Below are 13,278 nucleotides of genomic sequence, written 5' to 3'. Positions count from 1 at the left end.
CTCAACTACCTCACGTATCAGCGACAGGCACGAGGCCTGTAAAAGGCGAATACGATACACCTGCGGATGAGAAACAGTAAGGGCGACCAAGGGCCGCACATCCCCCTCGCCACAGGACATCGGTTATGGCTGGAGGCCGGTGATCAGATGCACCACCCCGTCATCCAGCATCATGACGCCCGGCACACCCGCCACACTCAATGCCTGCCGATCCATTCGCGCCACATCCCGCAACTCCACCCGCATCCGGGTCAACGCCACAGGCTGCTGCGACTTGAGGTTATCCACGCCACCCAGCGCGGCCACTACATTCCCTGGCAACCCGGACACCGGTTGAGCAACCACCTTCGGCTGATCCACCACCAGATCCGGCGTCAACGCTTTCCAGAACGCCCGCTGTATTTTCTCGAACATGTTCAGTTCTCCAGTACCAGTGAAGTATCGACCGTCGCCTCGTGATACAGCCGCAACGCCTCGCGCACCTGCTCGGCACTTTCCAGGCCCAGCACTTGCTGGGCGATGGCCTGGCAGTCCACCAGGTCAACTTCGCGAACCGCCGCTTTGATGGCCGGGATCAACGGCACGCTCACTGACAGCTCATCCACCCCCAATCCCAGCAACAGCGGCACGGCCAGCGTCTCAGAGGCCATGGCGCCGCACACACCGACCCATTTGCCGTGGGCGTGCGCGGCCTTCACGGTGCCGGCAATCAAGCGCAGCACCGCCGGATGAAAGCTGTCGGCCTGACTGGCCAGCCGCGGATGATCGCGGTCCATGGCCAGGGTGTATTGCGTGAGGTCGTTGGTGCCGATGGAAAAGAAATCCACCTCGGGCGCAAACAGATCAGCCATCAGTGCCGCCGCCGGCACTTCGATCATGATGCCCAGCTTGGGCAGTTCCGTGAGGCCCAAAACCAGCGCCTCTTCTTCGAGCAGTTGTCGGGCCAGACGCAACTCCGACAGCTGCGCAACCATCGGCAGCATGATGTGCAGACGAGCAAGACCGGCACTGGCAAGAATGGCCTTGAACTGATCGCGCAACAGCTGCGGGCGCTCCAGGCACAAACGAATCCCGCGCATACCGAGGAAGGGATTGGTCTCGCTGTCCATCGGCACGTAGGCCAGGGGTTTGTCGCCGCCGACGTCCAGGGTGCGCACCACTAGATTGCGCGTCGGCCCGAGTGCCTTGGCGATGGCGCTGTAGGTGGACGTCTGCTCGTCATGGCTCGGCGCATGGTTGCGATCCAGATAGAGAAACTCCGAACGAAGCAAACCGACGCCCTCGCCTCCCAGTGCCATGGCTTGCTCGGCTTCTGCCAGCGAAGCGATGTTGGCCGTCACTTCAACATGGTGACCGTCGCGGGTGCAGGCGGCCAGCGTTGCGTGCGCCAACTCATGCTGCTGACGTTGTTGCTGAAGCTGGCGCCTGGCTTGCAGCTGTTCGATGGCCTGCAGATCCGGATCCAGCTGCAATTCGCCCTTGTCGGCATCGAGCAACACCTGGGTTCCGTTGACCAGCGCCAGCACTTGCACTGGCAGCCCGCAGATCGCCGGCAAACCGAACGACCGGGCGAGGATCGCGACATGGCTGGTGGCGCCGCCGCCGACCGTGGCGAAACCCAGTACCTTGCGGGTATCGAGCCCGGCAGTCTGCGACGGCGTCAGTTGTTCGGCGATCAGGATCGCCCCTTCAGGCAGCTCCATCGCCTGATCCCGTACACCGAGGAGCAGCTTGAGCACCCGCTGGCTCACGTCGGCCAGGTCCGCCGCCCGCTCCGCGAGCAAGGCATTGCCCAGACTTTTGAACAAGGTGGCGGCTGACTCGGTGGCCGCGCGCCATGCAAACCCGGCGCTTTTGCCTTCATCGATCAGCACGTGAGCCACTTCCAGCAAACCCGGGTCTTCGAGCAGCTCCTGATGCGCCTTGAAGATGTCTGCCTGCGCGTCGCCAATGGCGTTGTCACGCAACTGTTGCAGGGCCACCAGCGCCTCGGCCAGGGCGCGAAACAGATGGTCGCGTTCAATCTGCGGTGTGGTGCCGAGCTCATTCACCTCCAGGTTTTGCTCGGCGATCTGCACCACTTGGCCAAATGCCGCTCCGGGTGATGCACAAACCCCGCGCAGAACCGTCGACGATGAGGCCTCTGTCGCATTTGCCTCAACCTGCACCGAAACAACCACCGCTTCGCCGCATCCAGCCACCAGCAATTCGGTCAACGTCTTGATCGCCGCTTCTGCATCGGGGCCAGCCGCGCTGATTTGCATGACATCACCGTGCGCCGTCTGCAACGCCATGATCGCCACCAGGGATTTCGCGTTCGCAGTCTCCTGCTTTTTATGCAGGGAAATGCTCGCCGAAAAAGCTTTGGCCGCCTGGGCGAACACCGCGGCCGGACGGGCGTGCAAGCCGTTAAGGTTGGCCAGCGTCACCGGTTTGGAAAACAGTGCTTCGTCCGTTTCAGTTAGCGGCGTATCGGTTGTCTGCTCGCCAATGTTCAGGCTCAGGAGCGGCTGGCCACTGTCTACCAGACCCGTTTCCGGCGTCAGCCAGGTGAATGGTTCTCCACTGACCACCAGCATCAACGTCAGCAGGCTGCGGGCATTCAATGCAACAAAATCGGCATCGAACTCGATCAGCGCCTGTCCGACGTCGACCTGCTGACCCTCCTCCACCAGCCGCGTAAACCCCTTTCCGACCAGATTCACCGTGTCGAGGCCGATGTGCATCAACACCTGCACACCCTTTTCGTTGGTGATGCTGACGGCATGTCCACTTGCCTGCACATTGCTGACAACCCCGGCCAGCGGCGCGCACAACGTCGTTGAAGTCGGATCGATGCACAGGCCATCGCCGATTATCCGGCTGGAAAACACCGGATCGGGCACGAGGTCCAGTGGCATCAATACGCCTGACAGGGGGGCGTGCAGTTGCAATTGTTGGGGTGTGGCCATGACGTCACCTGCTGTTTTGTTCTTTGAAGTGCCGATGGAGCGCGAGGCTCCGACAGCATCGCTTATTTCCACCAATACTCGACCTGCAATCCGACATTCGCACCGTGCCGCGCCGTACCGAAAGCGCCGGTATCGGACAATGCCGAACCCGCCGCCAGTTCATTGGCCGCCCGCTTTGCCGCTTCGTTCCAGCTGGCATAGGTGTAATACAGACGCACCTCGGGCCGCGCCCAGAATTCCGGACCTTTGGGCGACCACGTCGGGGCGAAGGTGAACTTGCTCAGTTTGCGTGTGCCACCCGTGGTTTCGACCTGATCGTGCCCCAGTTCGGTCACCAGTTTGAACTGCTCGGTGATAGCGTAAGCCGGGCGAATCCCCAGGGAAATCCAGTTCTGATCGGCCCCGTCCGGGCGAATGTCTTTCTGGTAAACCGCCTCGACTTGCCCGCCAAACCGTGGCGTCACTTGCCAGTCGAAGAACTCCACCACCCGATAGCTTTTGTTGCTGTCGTCCAGCTTTACGTTACCGGTATAACCCAATCCAGTGCCTGGGCCTTCGCCGTACTGGAAAGCCAGTTTGTTCTTGCCGCCCAGAAAACCTTTTTGCACATGCTGTGCGGTGATTGCCCAGCCGCGGTGTGCATTGCGGCTGTCGGGTTTGTCGATGTAACTCAGCCCGAGTTCCAGTTCACCACCGGGGTTGGTGTGGAAACCGGCGACGTTGAAATCGTGACGGTTGATGTAGTCCTTCTGGTACAGGTTGTCCTTGCGCGAGAAGGCATAGCTGTATTTCAGATCGCCGATCAGCACGTCCTCGATACCACCGCCCGTGGCGCTCTGGTTCCAGTAGTAAAAGTCGGAGATGTGGATGTCGTTCCGTTTGTAATAACGCCGACCGGCCCACAACGAGCCGCCGTTGAGGCTAGGCATGTTCGACCACTGCGCGTACATCTGCGGCATGCGCACCGATCCATTATCGGCGTTGAACGTCAGGTCCTTGTCGTACTGGTTATACAGCGAAGCCATGCCGTCTACGCTCAGCACCGAACCATCGTCGAGGGTGTACAGGTCCTGGCGTAGTTCCAGTTCGGCGTACTGCTCGCATTCGTTGCCCAAGCGGTATTTGGTCTGCGCTCCGGGCAGTTGAAAACACTGCTGCTTACCACTGTTGACCGATGTTCCGACGCCGCTACGCAGGTAACCGCCGAACTCCAGGGCCGGCGCCGACAATGGCAACGCCAGGCATACGCTCGCGGCGGCAAGGCTGCGATTTATTGTTGTTTTCAAGAACCACCCCATTATTTTTATTGTGTCGTTCCACAAAATCAGCGCGCAAAACTCCCCGCGCAGCGTTCTGCGTGTTTTTAAAAAGTCGGTGTTTTTTTGGTCGGTCAGTCGGTCAGGTGCAAAACGAACGACTCATAGGGCCTTAAAGAAATCTGCCGGTTTCGCGGCGGACAGTCCGGGTAGTTGCTGATCACCAGGCGTTGAGCCGTCATTTCGCTGATCACGTCATCCGTCAGCTCGACTTCGCACTGCGCGCCATAGAAGTTATTCAGCACCAGCAAACGCTCGCCATGACCTTCACGCACATACGCCCAGATTTGCGGGTGCTCCGGCAACAATTGCCGATAGACGCCATCGGACATCAGCGCTTCGCTGCGGCGCAGGGCAATCAACTGACGGTAGTGATGCAGCACGGAGTCCGGGTCGTCGAGCTGGGTGGCGACGTTGATCTGCGTCGCGTTGGCCGGTACGCCAATCCAGGGCTCTGCGGCGCTGAACCCTGCATTCGGCTCGGCGTTCCAGTGCATCGGTGTACGGCCGTTGTCCCGGGATTTCTGCATGATCGCCGCCATGTTGTCGGTATCGCTTGCACCGGCTTCACGCTTGAGGCGGAAGATGTTCAGCGTTTCGACATCGCGGTATTGATCGATGTGATCAAACCCCGGATTGGTCATGCCCAGCTCTTCGCCCTGATACACAAACGGTGTGCCCTGAAGGAAGTGCAGCGCGGTGCCAAGCATCTTCGCCGACACCACGCGATGCTCGCCGTCATGGCCAAAACGCGAGACCACTCGCGGTTGGTCGTGGTTACACCAGAACAGCGCGTTCCAACCACCGCCAGCCTGCATTCCTGTCTGCCAGTCCGAGAGGATGCGCTTGAGTTCCAGAAAGTCGAAGTCGGCACGAATCCACTTCTGCAGGTTCGGGTAATCGACCTTCAGGTGATGGAAGTTGAAGGTCATCGACAGTTCTTTCGATTCAGGTTTCGAGTAGCGAATGCAGTGTTCCAGGCGGGTGGACGACATCTCGCCGACGTTGATCAGGTCGTGACCTTCGAAGACTTCGCGGTGCATTTGTTGCAAGTACTCATGCACGTTCGGGCCGTCGGTGTAGAAGCGTCGACCGTCGGTGTTGTCTTCAGGGAAGTCCGCCGGTTTGGAGATCAGGTTGATCACATCCAGACGGAAACCGCCGACACCTTTATCGCGCCAGAAACGCATCATTTTGAAGACTTCGGCGCGCACCTTCGGGTTGTCCCAATTCAGGTCGGCCTGGGTGTGATCGAACAGGTGCAGGAAGTACTGACCGGTCTGCGCCTCGTACTCCCAGGCCGAACCGCCGAACTTGGATTCCCAGTTGTTCGGCTGATCGCGCCAGATGTAAAAGTCGCGGTACGGGTTGTCGAGGCTGCTGCGGGCCTGCTGGAACCAGGCGTGTTCGATCGAAGTGTGGTTGACCACGATATCGAGCATCAGCTTGATCCCGCGCTTGCCCGCTTCGGCAATCAGCAACTCGCAATCGGCCATGGTCCCGTAGCTCGGGTCGATGGCGTAGTAATCGCTGATGTCGTAACCGTTGTCGCGCTGGGGCGAACGCAGGAACGGCGTGATCCACAGGCAATCGACACCCAGCCATTGCAGGTAATCGAGCTTGGCCACGACACCCAGCAAATCACCCGTGGGGTTGCCGGCGTGGCTGTGAAAACTCTTCGGGTAGATCTGGTAGATCACCGAACGTTGCCAGTCTTGCATGGCGCTATTCCTTCAATAAATAGATGCTTTACGCAACCCGATACCCCGGCCGCACAATCTTCATGCTCAACCCACAGGTCAGAACAAACGGCACAACCATGGCGATGACCATCCCGATCACGAACATCGGGATGAACTGCGGAATGATCGAGATGAAACCGGGCAAGCCACCGACACCGATGGCCGAGGCCTGGACCTTGTTCAGCGACAGGAAGATGCAACCCAGGGCCGAGCCGCACAGGGCCGCATAGAACGGAAACTTGTAGCGCAGGTTGACCCCGAACATCGCCGGCTCGGTGATGCCGAAATAAGCGGAAATCGCCGAGGTCGAGGCCATGCTTTTGTCTCGCACATTGCGGGTCATGTAGAACACCGCCAGTGCCGCGCTGCCCTGGGCGAGGTTGGACATGACGATCATCGGCCAGATGAACGTGCCGCCCTGGGTGGAAATCAGCTGCAAGTCGACCGCGAGGAACATGTGGTGCATGCCGGTGATCACCAGCGGCGCGTAGAGCAGCCCGAAAATCGCGCCGCCGACCATCGGCGCGAGGTCAAACAGCATGACCACGCCTTCGGTGATGAGAATCCCCAGGTGCCGGGTCACCGGGCCGATCAAGGCCAGCGCCAACACGCCGGTGACCACGATGGTGGTAATCGGCACCACCAGCAATTGCACCGCATTGGGGACCCGCGCCCGCAGCCATTTTTCGATGACGCTCATGACATAGGCCGCCAGCAGGATCGGCAGGATTTGTCCCTGATAACCCACCTTCTCGATCTGGAACAGCCCGAGAATGTCGAAGTACGGCAGGCTCTGCCCGTCCAGCCCGGCCACCGCTTTGCCGTAGTTCCAGGCGTTGAGCAGGTCCGGGTGAACCAGCATCAGGCCGAGCACGATGCCGAGGATTTCGCTGCCGCCGAACCGCTTGGCTGCCGACCAGCCCACCAACGCAGGGAGGAACACGAAAGATGTGTTGGCCATCAGGTTGATCAGGCTCCAGAGCCCGTCGAGTTTCGGGTAGGCGTCCAGCAGAGTCTGGCCTTCGATGAACATCCCCTTGGCGCCAATCAGGTTGTTGATGCCCATCAACAGCCCCGCAATGATCAACGCCGGCAGGATCGGCATGAACACGTCGGAAAACACCCGCACCAGACGCTGCATGGCGTTTATCTTGTCGGCGCTTTTTTGTTTAACGTCGGCGATGGTTGACGCGGCGAGGCCGGTTTGACGGCGCAGTTCGGCGTAAACCTTTTCAACCTCGCCGGGGCCGATGACCACCTGGAACAGGCCACCGGTGAAGAACGAGCCTTTTACCAGGTCAACCTGATTCAGCGTGGCGCTGTCGACCAGGCTCGGGTCCTTGAGGGCCAGGCGCAGGCGTGTGACGCAGTGCGCGGCCTGCTCGAGGTTGTCGCTGCCACCGAGGCTTTGCAGCAGCTCGCTGGCGATATTCGGATAGTCGTGGCTCATGCTTTTCTTCCGCTGTAGTTTTTTGTTTTTGGCAGCACGCCGAAGCGAAAAGTACTCGTCTGTACGAGTTAAAGCAACAACTCGTACAGACGAGTTTGATTTTGTTTATTCTGACCAGGGCAGTCAGCGACTTTTCCTACTTCCCGGAACGATGAAACCTAAAGCTGCATGGACAAACCCCTACCCTGCCCTTAAGGTTCGAAACCTTGAGTACCTCGCGGCACAGAGCCATCCCCATGAGTAAATACAACCAGATCTACAGCGATCTGCTTGCCAGCATCACGACCGAACGTCTGGAACGCGGCGCCCGGTTGCCTTCCGAAACCGAATTAATGGACAGCTATCAGGCCAGTCGCGGCACCGTGCGCAAGGCCATCGAGCAGTTGCAGGAGCGTGGTTTCGCCCAGAAAGTCCACGGCAAAGGCACCTTCGTGCTCTCCACCAACCCGATCGAATTCCAGTTGGGCGGTATCGTCAGCTTCCAGGAGACTTATCCGCGCCTGGGCAACGACGTCAGCACCGAAGTGGTCGAATTCACACAAGTCCCCCTCGAAGGCCCGCTGCTCGACCACATCAAGGCTGAAGAAGGCAGTCTGATCACGCGGATCAAGCGCGTGCGGCGGATCGACGGCAAACGCGTGATCCTCGACATCAACCATTTCGTCAGCGACGTGATTCCCGGCTTGTCCCGCGATATCGCCGAGCAGTCGATCTACGCCTTCATCGAACAGACCCTGCAACTGCAAATCGCCTACGCCCAGCGCACCATTGAAGCGGTCCCACGGAGCAAGGACGACCAACATCACCTGGACCTCGACGGCCAGAGCCATGTGATCGTGGTCAGCAACCAGACTTTCCTGCAGGACGGTCGCCAGTTCGAGTACACCGAATCACGGCATACCCTCGACAAGTTCTACTTTTCGGATGTGGCACGGCGCTGACCCTACACGGTCACGAAAGGCATGTGGGCATAACTATGTAGTGCACTTGCCTTGAGCAAAGGGGTCATCCTCACGGCCCATTTCTCAAGGAGCGAGAGCATGCCTGTTGATCAGAGTACCGAAGCGTTACCCAATGCTGCCGACAAGGAGCAGCTGAAAACGATTGCCCCCGTCGTTGTGACAGCCTGTCCGGGCTTGAAGGAAGAAGCCCACGCAGTCGCCAGCGAAATCCTGCAAAAACACGGCATCACCGGCATGGACCCGGATCAGGTCTGGTGGCATCGGTTCGACAACGTCTCGGCCAGCAGTACCAAGGCCTTTCTGAGTTGGGAGCACGCCCCCAAACCCTGTGAATCATTGACCCTGACGCAACTGGTCATCCAGGGATACCGCGTGACCGATCAAGACGACGCCCTCGAACTGAACAGTAACGGCGGGTTTTACACTGAGGATGCAAGCGCCAGCATTTTCAATGAAACCAATGAAGTGCGGATGTACCCCAGCAAGGTCCTCACGGACCTGTGGGAGATGAACCTCAGTGAACGCTATCTGAATAAACTCAACGCGTTCTGGGCTACTCATTTCGATGATTTCCGGACCCTGGCCAAATCCAACTACCTCAGCAAAGCCGTCGAGGCGCGGCAAAACGGCGAACTGGAAGAGGAGGATTTCCAGACCGTCATAAGGGCCGTCGTCGGTGGCGCGGCCTGGCCAATCACCCTGGCGACCCTGCAGTCCCAAACCACTTCGCCTGCGGATCTTCGTGTCTGCGCCCTGGATGTCGCAGGGCATGTCGCCACCGATATTCTGCGTATCGTTGAGCGCAACGGTCGGCAGATCACTTACGTTCCCGGCGCCGCACAGGCTTTCCACGTGCATCCGACATTGACGGACATGCACTGGTGGATCTTGCTGCAAATGAATGAAGAGCAGCCGCGCACCGAGTTCATGACCCATTTCCCGCTGTCGGCACGCAAGGAAGTCCACGACAACATCACTCCGCTGATGAACCAGTTGGTCGGCACCTGGGGAAAATACGACCACCACTTGATCAATCAGAAAGACATCACCCTCAGCGGCGATGCCTTCACCTGGCAGAGCCGGGCGGTCCAGAGCACGATGCTGGAAGAGGCCGACTTGACGCTGGTGACCCACGGACAAATGCGCAAACAACTTTGGCTGGGTTATCTGACTGCCGGGCTGCATGTTTTTGGCCCCTTGGCTGTGATGGGCTGGCCGATCGCGTTGCCGGTGATCGGGGCCAGCATCGCCGCGATGGGCTTGAACATCGACAAGGCGGTCAATGGCAAAACGGCGGCGCAACGCAAGGCAGGTGTCATCGGCGCGGTGCTCGATGGAATCAATGCCCTGTTCAATATTCCGATGCTCAAGGAAGTCAACGTATTGGAGGAAGTCGGGGCCGCAGCCGAGGCGGCTGAAGCGGCCGAGATGGCGGATTTGAACAAAACGCTAAATCCGGAAGAAACCGTCGACACACAAGACCCGCAGGCGCCTGAAGAACCAGAGGAGGGTCCCCTGCAATCGGGCGTGTTGCCCACCCTGTCAGATGAAACCGCAGAAGTTCTTGAAGTGCCAGAGCACTGGCAATGCAATGAAATCCTCGAAAACTACCCTATGGCCACGAGCGGAAAATTCCAGGGTACCTACTCGCTGAACTCAAACCCTTCCACCGCCATCATGATGAACGATCAGGCTTACTACGTTCGCTACGAAGCCGACATCAATGGTGGCGGTACGTGGGCCATCATCGACCCGGGTAACCCGCATGCCTCTACGGGGTCAATTCCCGTGCGCCTGAATGGCGAGGGTGAATGGGAGCTGGCGCCGAAAGCCGGATTGAAGGGCGGCGGCAAAAACCTCAGCAAGCCTGTTCCCGGCCCCTCGAAGCCGACGACTCATGTCCGGCCAAAGTCTGATTTTTTCAGGCACTTGACGAGATACGACGCCCCCAATGGACGTTCGCTGAACTTCCTGGCCCTGGGAAAGCCCGAAACCCATTTAAAAGTCGTCGCCACGCCTGACGGGAGCATCAGAGGGATCTCCCCCTATGAGGAGTATGTCGCCGGGCGTCGAGCGGTCCTGGTCAGGGATGCAACCGGCTTCCAGATCCCGAAGGACTTTTTTGCCTCGTTGCCGGCCCGCCCGGTTCAGCCCGTCATCACGCCCTCCACGACCGTTACGGAACTCATCGAGAAAATATTTAACGCAGCGCCCGGCCTTGTAGTCGGTGAAAGTCAGGACCGCATTGCCAGCATGCGATTCCTGATCGAAAACATGCCGACGCTGGCGAAACAAGGCGTCAAGACGATCTACATGCATCGCCTGCTCAACGACTTCAATCAAGTCGACCTGAACGACTTCGCCAAAACCGGGGACATGCATGGCATGCTGGAAAAGTATCTGCAAAAGCTGCCAGGCGATCCTGCCGGACAGTTCACCCCTCTGGAGGTCGTCAAGACCGCCCAACAGAACGGCATTCGAATCCAGGCCACCGATTGCCTGGCCAGTTATCGCTACACAGACTCGAACTTCCGCGCCATCTCACGGCAATCCGTCAGGACCTACTTCACCCATACCATCATGCAGGCCACTCAAGCCCGCAACGGCGGCGGTAAATGGGTGGTGCTCACCGACCAGGAGAGTACCAACACGTTCAGGGGAATGGCCGGCATCAGCGAAACAGAGGGAGGTATCGGTCTACGAATCGAAGAAGTGAGCCCTGACCAGAATCTACATCTGGACATCGACCATGGCATCGACGTAGGCCGTGACATTACAGGGGCTCCCCCCCAAATGCGCGGCGATTTCGACACCCTGTATGCCGACATCAGCTTGCAGATGCCGACTCAGGTCATTCAAAGATCGCCCGAGCAAATCAATGAACTGCTGTTCCGCCAAGGCATGTTCACCATTGAAAGGTCGGAGGACACGTTGACGCTGATTCATCGCAGCCGGACCAACCAGATTGTGCGAACGATGATTGAGCGAACGGCGGATGGCGGCTTTCTGATCAACCGCCCTGCCTGGACCGCCGTGCATCAGGTCACCTACGCGAATCTGATCAGCCTTGTTCATGCACTCAACCGCATGGGCCTGACGATTGAAGGGCGCCTGCCCGCTGTAGCGGCCTGATAGCAAAAAGGCCCCGTGAACTTACGCTCACGGGGCCTTTCAGGTGTTACGGACGATCAATTGAAACCGGGATCACTCCCACTCGATCGTCGCTGGTGGCTTGCTCGACACGTCGTAGGTGACGCGGGAGATGCCTTCGATTTCGTTGATGATCCGGCCGCTGACGGTTTCCAGCAGTTCGTAAGGCAGGTGTGCCCAACGCGCGGTCATGAAGTCAATGGTTTCCACCGCACGCAGGGCCACGACCCAGGCGTAACGACGGCCATCACCGACCACGCCAACCGATTTCACCGGCTGGAACACCACGAACGCCTGGCTGACCTTGTGGTACCAGTCGGCTTTACGCAGTTCTTCGATGAAGATGTGGTCGGCGCGACGCAGCAGGTCGGCGTATTCCTTCTTCACTTCACCGAGGATGCGCACGCCCAGGCCCGGGCCCGGGAATGGGTGACGGTAGACCATGTCATACGGCAGGCCGAGTTCCAGGCCCAGACGACGGACTTCGTCCTTGAACAGCTCGCGCAGGGGTTCAACCAGCTTGAGGTTCATTTCTTCCGGCAAGCCACCCACGTTGTGGTGCGACTTGATCACGTGAGCCTTGCCGCTTTTGGCGCCAGCCGACTCGATCACGTCCGGGTAGATGGTGCCCTGGGCGAGGTACTTGATGTTGTCCAGTTTGTTGGACTGGGCATCGAAGACGTCGATGAAGGTACGGCCGATGATCTTGCGCTTCTTCTCTGGATCGCTTTCGCCAGCCAGGTTGTCGAGGAACTGGTCTTCAGCGTTGGCGCGGATCACCTTGACGCCCATGTTCTCGGCGAACATGGCCATCACTTGCTCGCCTTCGTGCAGACGCAGCAGGCCGTTGTCGACGAAGACGCAGGTCAGCTGGTCGCCGATGGCTTTGTGCAGCAGCGCGGCAACCACCGAGGAGTCAACGCCGCCGGACAGGCCGAGCAAGACGTTGTCGGTGCCGACCTGGGCGCGAACCTGGGCAATGGCGTCCTCAGCAATCTTCGACGGCGTCCACAGCGCTTCACAGCCGCAGATGTCGAGGATGAAGCGCGACAGGATGCGACCGCCCTGCTTGGTGTGGGTCACTTCCGGGTGGAATTGCACGCCGTAGTAGCCACGCGCATCGTCGAACATGCCGGCAATCGGGCAGCTTGGGGTGCTGGCCAGGATGTGGAATTCCTGGGGCATCTTGGTGACCTTGTCACCGTGGCTCATCCACACGTCGAGACCGAACAGGCCGTCAGCGTCGATGTGGTCTTCGATGCCGTCGAGCAGGCGACTCTTGCCGACCACGTCGACACGAGCGTAACCGAACTCACGCAGTTCGGAACCTTCAACCTTGCCACCCAGCTGTTCAGCCATGGTCTGCATGCCGTAGCAGATACCGAAGACCGGAACGCCCAGGTCAAACACCGCCTGCGGGCAGCGAGGGCTGTTGGCTTCGTGCACGGACTCGGGGCCGCCGGCGAGAATGACGCCTTTTGGAGCGAATTCGCGAATCGCGTCTTCATCCATATCGAACGGATGCAGTTCGCAGTACACGCCGATTTCACGCACGCGGCGGGCAATCAGTTGGGTGTACTGGGAACCGAAATCGAGGATCAGGATGCGGTGAGCGTGAATGTCGAGGGCCATGATTCAGTCTCGTCTAGTAATTCAGAAACAGTCGTGATTCAGAAACAACTCGGGGCTGAATAAAACAGCCCCGGT

At 59.1% G+C, this 13,278-nt stretch carries 8 protein-coding genes; 2 read left to right on the top strand and 6 right to left on the bottom strand.

Annotation, left to right across the window (positions count from 1 at the left end):
* Positions 1 to 123 precede the first annotated feature (123 nt).
* From ACIQV9_RS08820 to treP, 5 genes are all read right to left on the bottom strand, one after another.
* On the bottom strand, positions 124 to 414 hold the full coding sequence (locus ACIQV9_RS08820) for a PTS glucose transporter subunit IIB (protein WP_403100115.1): 291 nt from the start codon (positions 412 to 414) through the stop codon (positions 124 to 126).
* 2 nt (positions 415 to 416) lie between these two features.
* Positions 417 to 2,951, bottom strand: coding sequence for a phosphoenolpyruvate--protein phosphotransferase (ptsP, locus tag ACIQV9_RS08815; protein ID WP_403100113.1), 2,535 nt, complete (start codon positions 2,949 to 2,951; stop codon positions 417 to 419).
* 62 nt (positions 2,952 to 3,013) lie between these two features.
* On the bottom strand, positions 3,014 to 4,237 hold the full coding sequence (locus ACIQV9_RS08810; RefSeq protein WP_403100112.1) for a maltoporin: 1,224 nt from the start codon (positions 4,235 to 4,237) through the stop codon (positions 3,014 to 3,016).
* Between the two features lie 104 nt (positions 4,238 to 4,341).
* Positions 4,342 to 5,988 (bottom strand): alpha,alpha-phosphotrehalase, encoded by a 1,647-nt coding sequence (gene treC, locus ACIQV9_RS08805; protein WP_403100110.1) that lies wholly within the window; start codon positions 5,986 to 5,988, stop codon positions 4,342 to 4,344.
* 28 nt (positions 5,989 to 6,016) lie between these two features.
* Entirely contained in the window at positions 6,017 to 7,459 is a 1,443-nt protein-coding gene (treP, locus tag ACIQV9_RS08800) for a PTS system trehalose-specific EIIBC component (RefSeq protein ID WP_403100109.1), read from the bottom strand.
* A gap of 236 nt (positions 7,460 to 7,695) precedes the next feature.
* Between treP and treR the strand changes: the two genes are divergently transcribed.
* Both treR and ACIQV9_RS08790 read left to right on the top strand, forming a co-directional pair.
* The gene (treR, locus tag ACIQV9_RS08795; RefSeq protein WP_403100107.1) at positions 7,696 to 8,400 is read left to right on the top strand and encodes a trehalose operon repressor; all 705 of its coding nucleotides are present in this window, start codon (positions 7,696 to 7,698) and stop codon (positions 8,398 to 8,400) included.
* Between the two features lie 99 nt (positions 8,401 to 8,499).
* A complete protein-coding gene (locus tag ACIQV9_RS08790) occupies positions 8,500 to 11,553 on the top strand; it encodes a membrane-targeted effector domain-containing toxin (RefSeq protein ID WP_403100106.1) in 3,054 nt (1,017 codons plus the stop codon).
* Between the two features lie 72 nt (positions 11,554 to 11,625).
* Here ACIQV9_RS08790 and guaA read toward each other — a convergent pair whose 3' ends face one another.
* A complete protein-coding gene (guaA, locus tag ACIQV9_RS08785) occupies positions 11,626 to 13,203 on the bottom strand; it encodes a glutamine-hydrolyzing GMP synthase (RefSeq protein WP_266016673.1) in 1,578 nt (525 codons plus the stop codon).
* Positions 13,204 to 13,278 lie beyond the last annotated feature (75 nt).

The sequence above is a fragment of the Pseudomonas sp. NPDC099000 genome, assembly GCF_044759925.1.
GTDB lineage: Bacteria > Pseudomonadota > Gammaproteobacteria > Pseudomonadales > Pseudomonadaceae > Aquipseudomonas.
The sequence above is the reverse complement of the archived record's forward strand: the minus strand, read 5'-3'. Positions and strand labels throughout refer to the sequence as shown.